At 60.6% G+C, this 18,504-nt stretch carries 12 protein-coding genes; 3 read left to right on the top strand and 9 right to left on the bottom strand.

Annotation, left to right across the window (positions count from 1 at the left end):
• Positions 1 to 97: 97 nt before the first annotated feature.
• The 9 genes from ACO07N_RS15620 to ACO07N_RS15580 all read right to left on the bottom strand — a co-directional run bounded on the left by ACO07N_RS15620 (position 98) and on the right by ACO07N_RS15580 (position 13,899).
• On the bottom strand, positions 98 to 1,699 hold the full coding sequence (locus tag ACO07N_RS15620; RefSeq protein WP_421981903.1) for a glycosyltransferase: 1,602 nt from the start codon (positions 1,697 to 1,699) through the stop codon (positions 98 to 100).
• Positions 1,699 to 3,273: an HlyD family secretion protein gene (locus tag ACO07N_RS15615; protein WP_421981902.1), complete on the bottom strand. Its 1,575-nt coding sequence runs from the start codon at positions 3,271 to 3,273 to the stop codon at positions 1,699 to 1,701. The genes ACO07N_RS15620 and ACO07N_RS15615 overlap by 1 nt, the downstream gene beginning before the upstream one ends.
• Before the next feature lie 296 nt (positions 3,274 to 3,569).
• Entirely contained in the window at positions 3,570 to 5,576 is a 2,007-nt protein-coding gene (locus ACO07N_RS15610; protein ID WP_421981901.1) for a DUF4114 domain-containing protein, read from the bottom strand.
• A gap of 255 nt (positions 5,577 to 5,831) precedes the next feature.
• Entirely contained in the window at positions 5,832 to 6,674 is an 843-nt protein-coding gene (locus tag ACO07N_RS15605; RefSeq protein WP_421981900.1) for a metal ABC transporter permease, read from the bottom strand.
• Positions 6,674 to 7,567, bottom strand: a complete 894-nt coding sequence (locus ACO07N_RS15600; RefSeq protein ID WP_421981899.1) for a metal ABC transporter permease — start codon at positions 7,565 to 7,567, stop codon at positions 6,674 to 6,676. Before ACO07N_RS15600 ends, ACO07N_RS15605 begins: the two co-directional genes overlap by 1 nt.
• Positions 7,567 to 8,439, bottom strand: coding sequence for a manganese/iron ABC transporter ATP-binding protein (locus tag ACO07N_RS15595; RefSeq protein WP_421984437.1), 873 nt, complete (start codon positions 8,437 to 8,439; stop codon positions 7,567 to 7,569). The genes ACO07N_RS15600 and ACO07N_RS15595 overlap by 1 nt, the downstream gene beginning before the upstream one ends.
• Before the next feature lie 95 nt (positions 8,440 to 8,534).
• Positions 8,535 to 9,407 carry a metal ABC transporter substrate-binding protein gene (locus ACO07N_RS15590; protein WP_421984436.1) on the bottom strand — a complete coding sequence of 291 codons (873 nt, stop codon included), beginning with the start codon at positions 9,405 to 9,407 and terminating at the stop codon, positions 8,535 to 8,537.
• Positions 9,408 to 9,605: 198 nt separating this feature from the next.
• On the bottom strand, positions 9,606 to 10,520 hold the full coding sequence (locus ACO07N_RS15585) for a response regulator (protein WP_421981898.1): 915 nt from the start codon (positions 10,518 to 10,520) through the stop codon (positions 9,606 to 9,608).
• Positions 10,510 to 13,899, bottom strand: a complete 3,390-nt coding sequence (locus ACO07N_RS15580; protein WP_421981897.1) for an ATP-binding protein — start codon at positions 13,897 to 13,899, stop codon at positions 10,510 to 10,512. Before ACO07N_RS15580 ends, ACO07N_RS15585 begins: the two co-directional genes overlap by 11 nt.
• Positions 13,900 to 14,178: 279 nt before the next feature.
• Here ACO07N_RS15580 and urtA point away from each other — a divergent pair, with 279 nt between their 5' ends.
• The 3 genes from urtA to urtC all read left to right on the top strand — a co-directional run bounded on the left by urtA (position 14,179) and on the right by urtC (position 18,501).
• Positions 14,179 to 15,465 (top strand): urea ABC transporter substrate-binding protein, encoded by a 1,287-nt coding sequence (gene urtA / locus ACO07N_RS15575; RefSeq protein WP_421981896.1) that lies wholly within the window; start codon positions 14,179 to 14,181, stop codon positions 15,463 to 15,465.
• 190 nt (positions 15,466 to 15,655) lie between these two features.
• The gene (urtB, locus tag ACO07N_RS15570) at positions 15,656 to 17,266 is read left to right on the top strand and encodes an urea ABC transporter permease subunit UrtB (RefSeq protein ID WP_421981895.1); all 1,611 of its coding nucleotides are present in this window, start codon (positions 15,656 to 15,658) and stop codon (positions 17,264 to 17,266) included.
• Positions 17,263 to 18,501 (top strand): urea ABC transporter permease subunit UrtC, encoded by a 1,239-nt coding sequence (urtC, locus tag ACO07N_RS15565; protein ID WP_421981894.1) that lies wholly within the window; start codon positions 17,263 to 17,265, stop codon positions 18,499 to 18,501. Before urtB ends, urtC begins: the two co-directional genes overlap by 4 nt.
• Positions 18,502 to 18,504: the final 3 nt, after the last annotated feature.

Genomic DNA, 18,504 nt, shown 5'->3' with positions numbered 1-18,504 from the left:
AATACAGATAGTTGTACTGACTTTCTGATTTTGGGAAGTCGCCCTCTGTCCGATTTTGAAAAGGCGCGTTTTGCAAAATCGAAAACCGCATCAACACTCAGACGGCGGCCGTCCACCCCAGCAGGTAGGTGATCATGCCGCTGCTCGGCGGATCGATAAGACCGGCCATCAGGCAGACGCCGAGGAAGAGCATCGTGACATAGAGAAAGGTCAGGTAGCTCGCCATCCAGTTCTGCAGCGTCGCGATGAGACCGTCGCCCTCGCCCGCGCGCTGGTCCCCCCGGTTCGACCAGCGCTGCTTCGACAGGCGGAAGATGCAATAGACCTTCACCGACGCGTTGATGAGCTGGTTGAAGTAGAGGATGAACGGATAGCTGAGGTCCACCTTGCGCGCGTACTGAAACAGGAACAGCGACAGAAGCATGCGCGTGATGCAGATGAAGACGACGTAGCCGAAGATGTAGTGCGGGTCGTAGAGGAACGACGTGCAGACGGCGAGGACCGGGCTCACCAGCATGGTCCACATGGAGACCCGCTGATCGAGCAGGCACCACCAGATGAAGAACGGCATGCGGTGCGGACCGAGCGCCAGCGCCCGGGAGCCGTTGCGCAGCATGTTGCCGGACCAGCGGCGGAAATTCTGCACCATCCGGTCCATGCCGGATCCTTCGATCACCTCGACCGTGTAGCCCATGGCGTCGGGCACGTAGAGCATGCGGCAACCCGACTGCAGCATGTAGTACCAGGTGCTCTTGTCGTCGCCGGACAGGAAACGGAATTTGCCCCAGAGCCAGTGTTCCAGGTGATCGGCTTCCAGCAGGCGGATGAACTTCAGCTTTACAAGGTGATTGGCGCGGAAAACGGACATGCGTCCGGTCAGCGTCAGAACCCTGCCGGACAGGGAGTGGGACTGCATGGCAAGACGTCTCTGGGCAAACCGCATGGTCAGCCAGTTGGCGACCCATTTCGGTCCGATGCAGAGCACTTCCTCGTCGGTCGTGCAGGCCTGGAGATCGGGATAGAGCTTGAACAGCGGCAGGCAGGCACCAACGGCGTTGGGCGCCAGTATGAAGTCGCCGTCCATGAAGATGATCAGGTCGTCGGCCTCGACATTGCCGCGGCTCATCGCGCGCAGCACGAGGCCGATCGCAAGCCGCTTGCCCGGCTGGTTCTGCCGCACCACATGCAGCGTGACATCCAGATCCGACCATTCGCGAACGAGCAGGTTGGAAATCAGCTCCTCGTCATAGCGGTCGCCCGAGCCGAGCCAGATCGTGCCGGGAACCCCTGCGTCCCTGATCTCGCGGCAGATCGAGCGGATGACCTTCTCGGTGATGTCGCGATGCTCCTTGTAGGTGGTCATCATGAAATGCAGATGCCGCGGGCGCCAGCCATCGTCCCAAACCTTCTTGCCCGCATCGCGCATCGACGGATAGACGAACTTGCCGTAGATCCACGCCCGCACGGCATGGGTGAACCACCAGCCATAGCGCCAGATGCCCAGGAGGCCGATGACAAAGGTGATTTCCTTCGTGGACGGGCTGAAGAACACGTTTTCGAAGATCGTGAGGCCGATGAAGCAGCAGCCGAAATAGAGCGCGATCTGGAACAGCGCCCAGGGCGTCCACTTCTTCCAGCCTTTCGGCTGGTGCATGATCTCGTCGACCTTGTAAGGAAGGGTTGAACTGTCCTGTGCCATCACTGCCCACTCACCAGTTGCTGGGCGGTCCGGAAGACGATGTTGTTCCGGTGGCGCTCGAAATAGACCGTGATGGGCGTGCCGCTGGCCGGAAAAGCTCCGCCTTCCGGCACGAGTGTCACCTTTGCGGAGCGCGCGTCCGGGGCCCTGAACCGGAAGGTCTCGGAAACCTCGTCGACAAAACCATCCGTGCGATCGATGTGGTCGACCGTACCCCTCACCCAGCGGTTTTCCGAGGGAACGAAGATATTGGCGGTGGTTCCAAGACGGATATGCAGAACTTCGTCCTGGGTGAGATAGGCGCTGACCTGTTCCGACCCCGACCTTTCAAGCACCAGAAGCGGTTCGCCCTGCTTGGCAGACGTGCCCTCCAGGATGTCGCTTTCCTTGACCAGTCCGGCGAAAGGAGCCGCGACCTTGAGCCGGGCTTCCTTGTCCATCAGGTCCTCAACGATGGACACCTGGAACGTCTCCTGGGACTTGAGCCTTGCCACCCGCGCCCTCATCTCGGCAAGGCGTCCGGCAAAGGCGTTGCCGGTGAACAGCCGGACACTGTCGCCGCCGGCAATCAGCTCTTCCAGTTCCTGAATGTGGATCTGCTTGCGTTCAAGGTCCGAGACAACCGACTTGAGTTCCAGCTCCGCGGCCTCGACGTCATCGGCAAGAGCAAGTCCTTTTTTCGCAAGGGAGCGCATGCGCTCGACCTTGAGGAGAGCGTTTTCCTTCGCGAGCTCAAGCCCTTCGACCTGAGACCCCGCCTGGCGCACATTGTTGCGCGCGACAAGGGCGTAGCCTTCGGCTTTCCGGTTTTCCTCGGCAAGCAAGGCTTCCGTTTCGGCAAGCTCCGCCCGGGTCGTGGCCAGGGCTGTCTGCGCCCGGCGCAACGTCTCTTCGTGCCGTCCGTCCTCCATGACCAGCAGAACCTGTCCGGCGGCAACGACGTCGCCAACGCCATGCTGTGCCGTCAGGACCCGGCCGTTTGCCGGTGCGGTGATCGCCTGCCGCTCGGACGTGACGACCGCCGACGTGACCTCGAGACGGAAGAGGGTTGCGAAGACGTAAAGCCCGACATAGCCGAACACCACTGCGCCGAGGGCGAAATAAAACAGTGTCATCACGATCTGTCTGACCGGCCAGCGCCGGACCGGCATGGCTTCGACCGGGTTCGGGTCAGGCTTTGTCGGGACAGGCGTGACGGGTGTATCGATGCGCACGATCGTGTCGGCGACATCCGTCATCTTGCCGCGCACAAGGTCTTCGACGAAGTGCTGCATCAGCGCGGTCTCACGCTCACCGAGCTGCACGAAGCGGTAAGCCACCTCGCCTTTTTCCTCGTCAAGGCGAATGACTTCGGCGTCGGCCTTCAGCGTGATGTTGAAGCCCTGGAAAGGCAGCGTACACAGCAGTGTCTGGCTGGAACCGACTTCCGGAAGCTCACGAAAGACGCCTGCGATCCGGCAGCCGCCAAGACCCCAATCGACAGCGTCGAAAGACTGCTCTCCGACGGCAACGCGCATCGGCGCCGTTACCCGGTAGTGCAGCCTTTGGCTGGGTCTTTCGTGAATGATTTCCAAGTTTTGCTTCCCATCGTTGCGTCGACAGCGAACCTTGTGCAACTGGGATGCCAACGGCCCAACGTGATTAACACCTGATCCGAAACACGATCAATTTTCATTAACTCATTGATTTTTTGAATTTTTCTTAAACTCGACTTTCAAATGCCCGGGAATGGCTTTGCAAAATGAAAAACCCCCGGCGGCCTGTGCGGCCCGGGGGTTTTCCCATTTTGCAAAGTTTTCAACGTGTGCGGAGAGCGGAAACAGGCCGCGAAACAAGTTCCCCGGCCTGTCTGGATTTTAGAATTCAGTCCTCAGAAGACGAAACAGTCATTGTCATAGAGGAACTGCAAGGACTGCTCACCAACACCGCTCAGCGTGCAGATGTCGTTGTAGCTGCCGTCTCCGGAAAGGTCGACGGACAGGAGCGTGCCGCCATCTGATCCGGTCGCCTGGAGCTTGCCGAGGAAGGTCTGGTCATCATCGCTGCCGGCAAGGTGGCTGAAATCCAGCAAGTCCGTGCCAATGACGAAATCGGTGATGAGATCCAGCCCGCTCAGGTCGTAACTGCGGAAGATGAACGTGTCGATGCCGGTGCCACCGGTCAGCGTGTCACTGCCACCGAGGCTCCGGATTTCGTCGTTACCCGCACCGCCATCAATCACGTTGATACCGGTCGTCCCTTTCAGGATGTCGTTGCCCGACCCGGACTTGATGTTGTCGATGAAGTGCAGCGTGTCCGTTCCGATCTCCAGGCCGTGGGCCTTCTTGTTGTGGAGAAGGATCGACAGGTCGACACCGAAAGCGGAGTAGTCGACGGTATCGTTGCCGCGGCCGCCATGCATGTAGTCGTTGCCGGCATCCCCATAGAACGTGTCATCGTCATGACCGCCGTAGAGCTTGTCGTTGTTGTGACCACCGCGCAGTTCGTCGTTGCCGGCACCGCCCTTGAGGATGTCTTCGCCGTAACCGCCCTGCATGATGTCGTCGCCGGAGCCGCCGACAAGCATGTCGACGCCGTTGCCGCCATCCATGGTGTCATTGCCGGTGCCGCCATTCATCGTGTCGTCACCATAGCCACCCTGCATGGTGTCGTCGCCGGAGCCGCCGTTGAGCGTGTCATTTTCATTGCCGCCGTCCAGCGCGTCGTTGCCGGAGCCGCCGTTGAGGGTGTCATTGCCGGATTCGCCGTAAAGCGTGTCATCGCCGTTGTTGCCGTTCAGCTCGTCGTTCTGCTGACCGCCATGGAGGATGTCGTTGCCGGAATTGCCGTAGAGCTTGTCCTCGCCCGACCCTCCATAAAGGGTGTCGTTTCCACTGCCGCCATGCAGGTGGTCATTGCCGTTGTTGCCGTAGAGCCAGTCGTCGCCGGAGCGGCCATGAAGCTCGTCGGCACCGGTGCCGCCGTGCAGGTGGTCATTGTCAGACCGTTCGATGACAACCGGCGTATCGCCACCGTTGCCGGGGTCGGGATCGGTACCGCCGTTGCCGGTATTATAGTGGGCGTTCAGAACCAGAGCATTGGCAAGACCGATATCGACCGTGAAGACGCTGTCGTCGAAATCGCGGTCGCCGCCGTTGAAGAGATCTTCAAACCCGAGCGTCAGCGTGCCCGCGTCGGTTTTCAGGACGCCGGTCGTGTGCAGGATATTGTCCGGGTTCAGGTTGACCGTGTCGCCATATGCGGCGGTGTGGTACGGATCGTACTGGATGAGCGTCTTCGTGCCACCAGGTGCAATGTGATAGAGGCGCGGACTGTCGCTGTCGAGCGTTGCCTGCGTTCCATCAGAGTTCTGGAACTCCAGCGTGCCGTTTTCCATGTCGAGATGCGAATAGCCGCCGTTGCGGCTGTAGCCGTTCGACACGATGAAAAACGCGACACGGTCGCCGGCGCTGACATCGAGGAATTCGCGGGATTCGCCGGCGATGAGATTACCGCCACTGCCCTGCAGCGAGGCGTTCGGCCAGATGAACTCGACATCCTGGATCGTGCCATCTTCTGCGATCTTGTAGTAGCCGAACGTGTTGCGGTAGCCGGCGGTTTCACCCTCGAACACCACGGAAACCGGATAGTCGTCGGTGATCTCGACCGATGTTACCTGCACGAGGCTCGGACCGCCCGAACCGTAGAGAATGTCGTTGCCGTTGTTGCCGTAGAGCGTGTCGTCTCCGGTTCCGCCCCAGATTTCGTCATTGCCGTCCTTGCCGGTCAGGAGATCGTCGCCGAAACGTCCGGACATTACGTCGGAGTGTTTCGAGCCATTCAAAACATCATCTTCATTGGTCCCGATGACGGGACGTGTTGCGGGTAAGCTGGGCATGTCAATGCACTCCTTCTGATAATGCGCAGACGCGCAGTTTCAGGCGGAGCTGTGCAGTTAACGGGCCATTAACCACATAAACGATGATCAGATTTTCTTTATTTTTTGCAATGCTTTATTTGTTAACTTTGTTTCAGTTGGCCGCGTCGTTTTCGAAAAAGCAACAGGGCCTTTCAGTTCTGCAAACGGAAATTTCGGTTATGGGAATTCCGCGTGATCCTCGGAAATGCCCTTCCGTTGCCGCCTGTCGTTCTCTCAGCCCGTCTTGGCAGCTGACGCCGCTCGTGTCAGCGCCAGCCGCCGCGCGAAGGCCACGACGAACACCAGGGTCAGGATCAGGATGATCGTCGGCGCGGGCGCGCTGTCGAGATAGAAGCTTGCGTAAGTCCCGGCGAGCATGGATGTCATGCAGACGGCCACAGACACCCAGAGCATGGTCCCGAAGGTCCGCACCAGCAGGAAGGCAATCGCGCCCGGTGCGATCAGAAGTCCGATGGCGAGGATAAGTCCTGCCGCCGAAAGGGTGGCCACGATTGTGAGCGAAAGCGCCGCCAGAAGCCCATAATGCAGCAGGTTGACGGGAAGACCGGACGCCCGGGCCTGTGCGGCATCGAAACTGTGCAGGACGAGATCCTTCCACTTCAGCACCAGGGCACCGCTCACGAGAAGCGCGATGATGCCGGCGGTGAGGAGATCCGACGCTCCGACACCGAGCATGTTGCCGAACAGGATATGATCGAGATGAGCATCGGTTTCGATGGCGACATAGAGCACGATGCCGAGGCCGAACATGCCCGAGAAGACGACGCCCATCACGGTGTCCTGCTTCACCCGGCTGTTGCCGGCCAGATACCCCGTTGCCAGGGCGCAGATCATTCCGGCCGCAAACGCGCCGATCAGAAGCGGCATACCGAAAATATAGGCAACCACGATCCCGGGCAGGATGGCATGGCTGACGGCATCGCCCATCAGCGCCCAGCCCTTCATGACCAGAAAACACGAGAGCAGCGCGGTCGGGATGGAGACGATGATGCAGATCAGGAAGGCGTTCTGCATGAAAGGGAAGCGGAACGGCAACAGAAGCGTGTCGAGATCCATCAGGCGGCCTCCCCGCCTGTCGGGTCCGCTTCGTCCGGCTGCGGTTCACGCAAGGCTGCCGCCGCCTTGCGCCGGGCTGCCAACAGGCCGTGCTTGGGCGCGAACACGAATGCGGTCAGGAAGACAAGGGTCTGAAGCGTCACGATAATGCCGCCCGTCGCGCCGTCCAGAAAGTAGCTGACATAAGCGCCTGTGAAGCTGGTGAGCGCGCCGATGGCAACCGAAAGCGCGATCAGACGCGGAAAGCGGTCGCACAGCAGATAGGCGGTGGCACCGGGCGTTACCACCATGGCGATGACCAGGAACGCGCCCACCGTCTGCATCGCCGCGACGACGGAGGCGGACAGAAGCACGAAGAAAACGGCTTTCAACGCGCCCGGGTGCAGACCGATGGACCGTGCATGGTTCTCATCGAAGAACGTCACCATCAGGTCTTTCCATTTGGCCAGCAATACCGCCAGCGACACAAAACCGATGATGGCAAGCTGAAGTGTGTCCTCGGGCGTGATCGCCAGGATGTTGCCCATTGTTATGGTCTGAATGGAGACCGACATCGGGTTCACGGAGACAATGAACAGGCCGAGGCCGAAAAAGGAGGTGAAGATGAGCCCGATGATCACGTCCGGTTTCAATCCGGATCGCTCTGAAAGGAACAGCATGGCACCGGCAGCCAGCCCGCCCGCGAGAAAGGCGCCGAGCGAAAACGGCAGTCCGAGAACGTAGGCCCCGGCAACACCGGGTACGACTGAATGAGACAGCGCATCTCCGATCAGGGACCAGCCCTTCAGCATCAGGTAAGCGGACAGAAATGCACAGACGCCACCCACCAGTGCCGATACCCACATGGCATTGACCATGTAATTGTAGGCAAAAGGCTCCAGGAGGATCGACATTACCGCTTGCCGTCCGTGGTCTGGACCTCGTCGCCGTACTGCACGAACGGTCTTTCGTCGTCGGTCAGGATCGTCACCGTGCGCTGGTCACCATCGGTGTGCAGCGTTTCGTCCGAAATGGTGAAATGACGCAACACGCCACCGAAGGCCTGTTCCAGGTTTTCACGGGTGAAGGTCGTCTGCGTCGCGCCATAGGCCAGAACCGTACCCTTCACCAGCACGGTCCGGTCGCAGAACTCTGGAACCGAGCCGAGATTGTGTGTCGAAACCAGCATCACCCGGCCCTCCTCCCGGAGTTCCTTCAGAAGCGCCACGATCTGCTCTTCGGTCTTGACGTCCACGCCGGTGAAGGGCTCGTCCAGCAGGATCACCTGGCCGTCCTGTGCGAGGGCACGGGCGAGAAAGACGCGCTTGCGCTGGCCACCGGACAGTTCACCGATCTGGCGCTGGCGGAAGTCCTGCATATTGACCCGGCGTAGCGCCGTGTCGACCGCAGCGTGATCGGCCGGTTTCGGACGGCGCAAAAACCCCATGTGGCCGTACCGGCCCATCATGACGACGTCCTCGACCAGCACCGGGAAAGACCAGTCGACCTCCTCCGATTGCGGCACATAGGCAACCAGGTTCCGCTTCAGCGCCGCGCGCACCGGCAGATCGAGAATGCGGATCTCGCCCTGTGCCGCGGGGACGAAACCCATGATCGCCTTGAAGAGCGTCGACTTGCCCGCCCCGTTCACGCCGACCAGAGCCGTCACGGTGCCCCTTGGAATGGAAAAGCTTGCGTTCCACAACGCCGTGTGACCGTTGCGGTAGGTAACGGTCACATCCTTTGCGGAAAGTCCGCCAGCGTCCGCTGACACGGTCGCATCCATTTCGGGGTCCTTGACGATTTGCAGCACGGGTCACCCCATTAAAGAGTACTCTTCACGACATAACAATCGGGTGGCCGCCGGTCGGCCCGCAGCGATCAGTTCGACGCAGACTTCAATCCTTCGGCAACGGTTGTGGCGGTCACTCTCAGGAGATCGAGATAGGTCGGCACCTTGCCACCGGCCTCGCTCAACGAGTCCACGTAGAGCTCGCCGCCGTAGCTTGCGCCGGTTTCCCGTGCGACCTGCTTTGCCGGCGCGGTGTTCACCGTGCTTTCGCAGAAGACGACCGGGATCTCGTTTTCCCTGACACCATCGATCACGGACCTGACCTGCTGAGGCGTGCCGACCTGGTCAGCGTTCATCGGCCAGAGATAGAGTTCCTTCATGCCGAAGTCCCGGGCGAGATAGCTAAAGGCCCCTTCGCAGGTGACCAGCCAGCGCTGTGCCTGCGGGATTTCCGCGACCGCCTCGCGAAGCGGTTCGATGGTTGCCCGTAACTGCTCCTTGTAGGCTTCCGCATTCTGTTCATATGTTGCGGCGTTGTCCGGATCCTGCGCTGAAAAGGCCGCAACGATGTTGTCGATATAGACCAGCGCGTTGTCGAGCCCCATCCAGGCATGCGGGTTCGGCTTGCCTTCATAGGCCCCTGATCTGATGGCGATCGGATCGATGCCGTCCGTCAGCGTCGCCGACGGGATGTCGCCGAGATTGGACAGGAACTGCTCGAACCAGAGTTCCAGGTTCATACCGTTCCAGAGGATCAGATCGGCATCGGATGCTCGTACGATGTCCTGTGGCGTCGGCTGGTAACCGTGAATTTCCGCGCCCGGTTTGGTGATCGACACGACTTCGGCAGCCTCTCCCGCCACATTGCCGGCGATGTCGGCAATCACGGTAAAGGTGGTCGCGACCTTCATCTTGTCGGCCGCCTGCGCAACCGGTGACATGAGTATCGCGAGGGAGGTCATGGACGCGGCAAACAAGGACCTTCTGATCATTCCGGACTCCAAACTGGGATTTCGCTCCGTCTTCTGCAATTGATATTGCAAATCATTTGCAACTGTCAAGCCAGTTGCGAACGATTCTCATTAAACTTTGGCAATCATCAAGGGCGTTAGCGTTGTGTGGTCAAAAGAAAAGGCCGGGAATGGGCAGGCACGAAACGCCTAAAGCGCGTAGATGATTTCAGCCGCGCGGACGGCGGCCGACGCCCTGTTTTCGACGCCGAGTTTGACGAAGATCTGCTCGAGGTGCTTGTTGACCGTGCGCGGTGAGAGACCGAGGATCTCGCCGATGTCCTTGTTCGCCTTGCCTTTGGCGATCCAGATCAGCACCTCGGCTTCGCGCTGGGTGAGTTCGAACCGGTCCTGGAGCGCCCGGATCTGACCCGCTTCGTCCTCTTTCGTGACGCGGAAGAGGTTTTCGTCCGGCCCGACGCGGCCAAGCGGATGCAGCTGGACCGCGAGCGTATCGGACAGTCCGAGCATGAAACTCTTGTGGTAGGCGCCGGACGGTTCGGATGTGTCGAGCCAGTCGCCAAGCGCCTTGCCAAGCTGCTGCAGGCTCGTCTCCGCGTTTCCCGCCTGTTCGAGAAGCGACTGGATCTGCGGTGTCGACCAGAGGATGTTGCCTGCGGCATTGACCGCGACGAGGTGGCGGCCGGCAGCATCCAGCGCCACGTGGGCGCTCTGCACCGAACGCGCATTCTTGAGATGAACTTTGATGCGCGCCTTCAGTTCATCAACGTCGATCGGCTTGGTCAGGAAGTCGACACCACCCGATTCCAGCGCCTTCACGATATGCTCGGTTTCCGACAGCCCCGTCATGAAGATCACCGGCACATGTTTCAGGGCCGGGTTGTCCTTGATCCTCCGGCAGGTTTCGAAGCCGTCCAGCCCGGGCATGACCGCGTCCATCAGGATCGTGTCGGGCGTGACCTTGCCGCAAATCGTGAGCGCGGCCTCGCCGCTGGTCGCAACCAGGACGGCGACGCCCGTCTTTTTCAGCGCCTCGGTCACGAACCCGAGGGTCTCCGGGCTGTCGTCCACCACAAGGACGGTATCGCGGCGGTCATCCGTCATTGGTTTCCAGTTCGCTCAGAACGTCGTTATAGGCGTCAAAATCAAAGCGGTTGAGATGACCATGAAGCGTTTCGACAAGGGGTTTATTCTCGGGGGTGCCGGCAAGTTCGGCAAGCTTTGCCTCGATGCCCTCCACATATCCGATCTCGGCAAGCGAGATCAGATCGGCGACGTGTTTTGCACCCGGTGATCTCAGCCGTGCCGGTTTGGCAGGTTCCGGGCCGTCCTGCTGAACCGTTTCCGTCCAGGTCAGGCCGAGATGTTTCTGCAAGAGATCGAGCAACTGGCCGATGTCAAACGGTTTCGCCAGGGTCGCATCATGAAGCGAAGGCCCGTCGGGCCGAAGGGACTGGTCGCCGATATTCGCCGACAGCATCACGATCGGTGTGTGCTCATCCGCGCGGCGCAGCGCCTGGGTCAGTTCCCATCCGTTCATGCCGGGCATCAGAATGTCGACGAGATAGAGATCCGGCGCCAGATCGACCAGCGCCGACAGGCACTCCGCACCGTTTGAGGCTTCCAGAACCGTGAAGCCGATCGGTTTCAGGATTTCACTCACCAGCGCGCGGTGATCGGGATTGTCGTCAACCACGGCGATGGTCTTGCGTGCGCCCTTGTAGCCCCTCACCTGATGCTCGAGGCGGACGATATCGACCGGCCGGTCCACGGCGGCCAGCATGAGGCGGACCTCGAAGGATGCGCCCTTTCCGGGCTCGCTCGCGAGCGCGATCGCGCCGCCCATGGTTTCCGTCAGCAGCTTGGTGATGGTCAGGCCGAGGCCAAGCCCCGGGGCAGAGCGGCTCGCCGGCGCCTTGCTGCGGCCGAACGGTTCGAAGATCTTGGCCTGCTCCTTGAGATCGATACCCGGCCCGGTGTCCTTGATGACGAAGCTTGCGACCTGGGACCGGTAGCCGACGCTGAGCGAAACCTTGCCGCTTTCGGTGAACTTGATGGCGTTTGACAGAAGGTTGACCAGGATCTGCCGCAGCCGCTTCTCGTCGGTCCTGACGAAGACCGGCAGGTTGGGCGCGGCGTCGAATTCGAACCCGAGCCCCTTCGCGCTTGCCTGCATTTCGAACATGTCGACGATCTGGTCGAGGAAATCGTGGATGTTGATCTCGTTGGAGTAGATCTGCAGACGGCCCGCCTCGATCCGCGATATGTCCAAGAGCCCGTCAATCAGGCCGGAGAGATGTTCGGCACTGCGCCGGATCGTGCTGACGGCGGGCTTGCGGGCCATGGGCAGGGTTTCATCGCGTTCCAGCACCTGCGCGTAGCCGAGCACCGCATTGAGCGGCGTCCTGAGTTCGTGGCTGAGACCGACCACGTAGCGGCTCTTGGCAAGGTTCGCCGCCTCGGCATCTTCCTTGGCCTTTTGCAGGGCCGCATCGGTCACGCCGTGCGCATCGATCTCCTTCTGCAGGAGAGCATTCTGGCGCGCCGATTCTTCCTCGGCGACCCTGCGCGTGTCATGGGCGAGAACCAGGAACCAGCAGGCTATTCCGGCGACGATCGTGAAGACGAAGAAAATCAGGGTGATCGTCTGGGCGATGATACCGGTCGGATCTCCGAACCGGCTGACGGCCTGCGCGTAGATCACCCACAGGACGAGGCCGATCCCGGTGATGGAAATTGCTGACGCGATGGCGTAGCGGCCCAGACGCGAGTTCAGTGAGGCGATCACCTGTTCCGGCAACACCAGCGATGCGACGCTGCCGACCTGATGCGCCAAGCGTGCATTGGGCTTGCAGGAATCATGGCACCTTGCATCGAGCGAGCAGCACAGCGAGCAGATCGGCGCCTGATAAGCCGGGCAGTAGGCCATGTCCTCCGGTTCGAAGGGGTTTTCGCAAATCGAACAGGCAATGCTCGATTTGTCCTGCCAACTCGCACGCGGCTTGCGCGCCAGATAATATTTTCCCCTGGTCGCGTAGGCGATCAGGGGCGCTGCCACAAAAGCGATCGCCATCGCCAGGAAGGTGGCGAGTGCGGCCGGGACTTCTCCGAACTGGCCAAAATGCGCTGCAAGCGAAAGACCCGCCGCAAGCAGCATCGCGCCGGTACCGACGGGGTTGATGTCATAAAGGTGGGCCCGCTTGAATTCGATGCCGGGCGGCGATAATCCGAGCGGCTTGTTGATGAACAGATCCGCGGAGATCGCCGACAGCCAGGCCATTGCGACAATGGAAAAGACCCCGAGTGTCTCCTCCAACAACGTGTAGATGCCAAGTTCCATCAGAAGCAGTGCGATACCGACATTGAACACCAGCCAGACCACGCGTCCGGGATGCGAATGCGTCAACCTTGAGAAGAAATTCGACCAGGCAAGAGACCCGGCATAGGCGTTCATCACGTTGATCTTGAGCTGGGCCACCACGACGAAGGCAGCCATCAGCAGGAGCACGACGGTCTCGTTGGGGATCATGTAGCCGAAAGCAACGGTATACATGCGCGAGGGTTCGTCGGCGTGCTCGACGGGGACGCCGTGCGACAGCACCAGCACGGCGAGGAAGGACCCCGCGATCATTTTCGGAGCGCCCAGAACGACCCAGCCCGGTCCGGCAAGGAAAAGGGCGAGCCGGTGCCGCCGGCGCGCAAAATCTTCTGCAGGCAGGAACCGGAGGAAATCGACCTGTTCACCGATCTGCGCCATCAGGGCAAGGATGACGGCTGTCGCAGCACCAAAGCTGATCAGGTTGACGCTTTCCCAGCCTCCCGGTTCGGTCCGGGGTGCCTGGGTTGCCGGATCGATTCCGGAGAATGTCAGCCACTGTCCGACAGACTGCCAGTCCGTAAACGCGATGAACACGAAGGGCAGGATGTTCAGGACGATCCAGAACGGCTGCGTTGCAAGCTGGAACCGGCTGATCCAGGTGATGCCGTGGGTTACCAGCGGAATGACGGCGACGGCGCTGATGATGTATCCCAGCCAGAGGGGGACCCCGAAGGCGAACTCGAGTGCGCTCGACATGATCGAGGCTTCGATGGCGAACAGGATGAAGGTGAAACTGGCGTAGATGAGCGACGTTATGGTCGATCCGATGTAACCGAACCCCGCGCCGCGGGTCAGCAGGTCGATGTCGACGCCGTAACGCATGGCATAGCGGCTGATCGGCAAGCCGACGATCAGGAGAACCAGGCTTCCCACCAGGATGGCGACAAAGGCGTTGGCGGTTCCGTGTGACAGCGTGATGGCACCGCCGATCGCTTCCAGCGCCAGAAAGGAGATCGCGCCTATCGCGGTCTGGGAGATGGCCCGCGAGGAGAACCGGCGGGCTCCCTTCGCCGTGAAGCGAAGGGCATAGTCCTCAAGCGTCTGGTTGTTGACCCATTTGTTGTACTGACGGCGAACGGGCAATATGCGCTGACGGGCGGTCAATGCGTCTTCCCTGCCCTGCTTTTGGCCATATGCCCATTTTTTCGGCAAAAAGCCGTCTGCATTGCCCCAACTTTCCCTGTTTACAGTCCAAGGCGATCTACACAGCACAATCCGTGCCGACCGGTGCCGGCAATGCCGGACCGTCCCCACCGCCGCTTACGTCAATTGACGTATGTTGCGCTGCAGTTGTTCCGGCGCACGATCCGTCCCCGATGGCGGCAATCCTTCCAGCCGTCCTGCACCGGCAGGGAACCGGTGCATCGTATCAAGGGGACTTACATGAAAAACACATTCACCAAATTCGCCCTCGCTGGCCTGATGGCCTCCACCATGATCGGTGGCGCAGCTGCCGACGACGACACGATCAAGGTCGGCATCCTGCACTCGCTTTCCGGCACGATGGCGATCTCCGAAACCACGCTCAAAGACGCCATGCTGATGCTCATCGAGGAGCAGAACAAGAAGGGTGGCCTTCTGGGCAAGAAGCTTGAAGCCGTGGTCGTCGATCCGGCTTCCGACTGGCCGCTGTTTGCCGAAAAGGCACGCGAACTGATCGAAGTGAATGGCGTCGATGCCGTCTTCGGCTGCTGGACGTCCGTTTCGCGCAAATCCGTGCTTCCGGTCTTCGAAGAGCTGAACTCGCTTCTCTTCTACCCGGTTCAGTACGAAGGCGAAGAGTCCCAGCGCAACGTTTTCTACACGGGTGCCGCTCCGAACCAGCAGGCGATTCCGGCCGTTGACTACCTGATGAACGAAGAAGGCGTCGAGCGCTGGGTTCTTGCCGGAACCGACTATGTCTATCCGCGCACGACCAACAAGATCCTCGAAGCCTACCTGAAGTCCAAGGGTGTCGCTGAAGAAGACATCATGATCAACTACACGCCGTTCGGTCATTCCGACTGGCAGACGATCGTTTCGGACATCAAGACATTCGGTTCGGGCGGCAAGAAAACCGCCGTGGTCTCCACGATCAACGGCGACGCCAACGTTCCGTTCTACAAGGAACTGGCAAACGCCGGCATCAAGGCCGAAGACATTCCGGTCGTTGCCTTCTCCGTGGGTGAAGAAGAACTCGCCGGCCTCGACACCGGCCCGCTTGTCGGCCACCTCGCTGCCTGGAACTACTTCCAGTCCGCCGATACCGACATCAACGCCGAGTTCATCGATGCATGGCATGCCTTCATCGGCGACGAGGACCGTGTGACCAACGATCCGATGGAAGCACACTTCATCGGCTTCAACATGTGGGTCGAAGCTGTCGAGAAGGCCGGCACCACCGATCCGGATGCCGTGATCGACGCAATCGTCGGTGTCTCCGTGCCGAACCTGACAGGCGGATATTCGGCCATGATGCCGAACCACCACATCACCAAGCCTGTTCTGATCGGCGAGATCCAGGACGACGGCCAGTTTGAAACGGTCTGGGAAACTTCCGGTACGGTGGTTGGCGATGCATGGTCCGACTACCTGGAAGGCTCCAAGGATCTGATCTCGGATTGGCGTGCGCCGCTTTCCTGCGGCAACTTCAACACCGCCACCGGCAAGTGCGGCGGTTCCGGGTCCTAAGGGAGGAACCAGCGGAGCGGGTCTTTCTGGGCCCGCTCCGCACCTTTCCTGCCACTGTTGTCCCGGACGCCAAATGGGGAACCCGGGAAGACGCGAGAACCAAAACCTCATCCTGAGGAGGACCTTCGGGTCCGTCTGAACGGCTCCCGGGGATGAGGCGTTTTTTCAAATTCACAGCGCCGGTGGACCTATGTCCTTCTTGAAATCGTTTTTGCTATTCCTTTGCCTGCTGGCCAGCCCGGCCCTTGCACAATCCGATCCGGAAACGCTCCGTCCGCTGATCAACGAACTTGCCAAGGGAAAATACGCCGAAACAGAGCAGCAGATCGGCGACCTGGCGGCGACGGGCGATCCCGCGGTTGCGCCGGCGCTCGAAGCCCTGGGCGCGGGTGACCTTTATTTCCGCAAGTCGGACGGTCAGGTCTTCATTGCGGAAAAGGACGGCAAACAGTTCAAACTCACGGATCCGCTGACCCTGGAGGCGCAAGGCGAAGCCGGCCGGCGCGAGGTCAAGAAGATCAAGGTGAACAACAAGCTGCGACGGGTTATCCGCTCTGCGCTCGGTTCCCTTACCCTGATGGCTCCGGACCCGAAGGTCCGCATCGCGGCCGCGGAAGCCGTTTTCAAGGCGAAAGATCCCGGCAGCATTGAAGCCCTAGATACAGCCATTGCCGCCGAGCAGGACGAAAACGTCCTCCGGGTCATGCAACAGGCGCGCGCTGCGGCGGTTCTGAATTCGGATCTGGACGAGGCCGACAAGATCGCGGCTGTCGAAACGCTTTCCGAGATGGGCAACCGCGAAGCGCTGTCGCTGCTGATCGCCGTCAGGTCGAGCACCGAGGGCGCGGTACAAGTTGCTGCCACAGCCGCCGTCACGAAAATCGAGAAATCCATCGCAGCATGGGACGCGGCTCAAAACATCTGGTACGGCATCTCGCTCGGATCGGTTCTGCTGCTTGCCGCCATCGGGCTTGCCATCACATTCGGCGTGATGGGCGTCATCAACATGGCGCATGGCGAGATGGTCATGATCGGGGCCTACACGACCTTCGTGGTTCAGGAACTCATCAGGACATCGGCCCCAGGCCTGTTCGACTATTCTCTCTTCATCGCACTGCCCCTCGCCTTTCTGACCGCGGGCCTGATCGGAATTGCGATCGAGCGCGGCGTCATCCGCTGGCTCTACGGCCGTCCCCTGGAAACGCTCCTGGCCACGTGGGGGATCTCGCTCATCCTGCAACAGGCCGTGCGCTCCATCTTCGGCCCGACGAACCGTGAAGTCGGCAACCCGGACTGGATGTCCGGAGCGTTCGAACTTGGCCAGATGACCATCACCTATAACCGCATGTGGATCGTCGTCTTCGCGCTGCTGGTGTTTGCCGGCCTGATGCTGGTGCTGAAGAAAACACCGTTCGGGCTCTACACGAGAGCCGTTACCCAGAACCGGCGCATGGCGGCCTCCATGGGGATCCGCACACCCTGGATCGACGCGCTGACCTTCGGTCTCGGTTCCGGAATTGCCGGAATTGCCGGCGTCGCGCTGTCACAGATCGACAACGTGTCGCCCAACCTCGGCCAGGGGTACATCATCGACAGCTTCATGGTCGTTGTGTTCGGCGGTGTCGGAAACCTCTGGGGCACGCTGGTGGGCGCAATGACGCTTGGCGTGGTCAACAAGTTCCTGGAACCCTATGCAGGAGCGGTGCTTGGCAAGATCTTCGTTCTCGTCTTTATCATCCTGTTCATTCAGAAGCGTCCGAGGGGGCTGTTCGCCCTCAAGGGCCGGGCAGTCGAAGCATGATGTCGTCTTTTCTCTTCCGCGCTATGGATGCGCGCGCCGGTGTCTTCCTGGCGATCATGGCCGCCGTCATCATTCTCGTTCCGGCATGCAATCTTTTCGTACCGGAGAGTTCCGCCTTGCACGTGCCGACCTATGCCGTCACGCTGATGGGCAAGTACCTGACCTACGCGCTTCTTGCGCTGGCGGTCGATCTGGTCTGGGGCTATTGCGGTATTCTCTCGCTCGGCCATGCGGCATTCTTCGCACTCGGCGGCTACGCCATGGGCATGTACCTCATGCGGCAAATCGGCACCCGCGGAGTTTACGGTGACCCGATCCTTCCGGACTTCATGGTGTTCCTGAACTGGCAGGAGCTGCCGTGGTACTGGTACGGATTCGACATGTTCTGGTTCGCCGCCCTCATGGTCGTGCTGGTTCCGGGACTGCTGGCCTTCGTGTTCGGCTGGTTCGCGTTCCGCTCACGGGTCACAGGTGTCTACCTGTCCATCATCACCCAGGCCCTTACCTACGCACTTCTGCTGGCGTTCTTCCGCAATGACATGGGATTTGGCGGCAACAACGGCCTGACCGACTTCAAGGACATTCTGGGTTTCGACATCCAGGCGGACACGACACGTGCCGGTCTGTTTGCGGCCTCGGGCATTGCCCTGGTCATCTGCTTCCTGATCTGCCGGTCCATCACGCGCTCGAAGCTCGGAAAGGTTCTGGTGGCGGTTCGCGACGCGGAGAGCCGGACGCGCTTCCTCGGTTACCGGGTGGAACACTACAAGCTGTTCGTCTGGACACTTTCGGCCATGATGGCCGGCGTCGCCGGCGCGCTCTATGTCCCGCAGGTCGGCATCATCAACCCGGGCGAGTTCGCACCCGCAAACTCGATCGAAGTGGTGATCTGGGTCGCGGTCGGCGGCAGGGGAACGCTTGTCGGTGCCGTGCTCGGTGCGGTTCTGGTCAACTTTGCAAAGACATGGTTTACGGCCGCTCTGCCGGATATCTGGCTGTTTGCCCTCGGCGGCCTGTTTGTCTTCGTGACCCTGTTCCTGCCCAAGGGGATTGTCGGCACCGTGAGCCAGGGCTGGACGGCCCTGCGCCAGCGCAAGATCTCCTCCGACTTCGGCGAAGGATCCGGTGACCCGCCGACGCAGCCTCCCCAGTCGCCCGGTGCCCAGGCGAATGTCGAAAAGCCGGCCTCGGCAATCTCGCGCGCCGGGGCGGCGCATCCACAACCAGCGGAGTGAAGC

The organism is Roseibium sp., assembly GCF_965229775.1.
Classification (GTDB): domain Bacteria; phylum Pseudomonadota; class Alphaproteobacteria; order Rhizobiales; family Stappiaceae; genus Roseibium.
The sequence above is the reverse complement of the archived record's forward strand: the minus strand, read 5'-3'. Positions and strand labels throughout refer to the sequence as shown.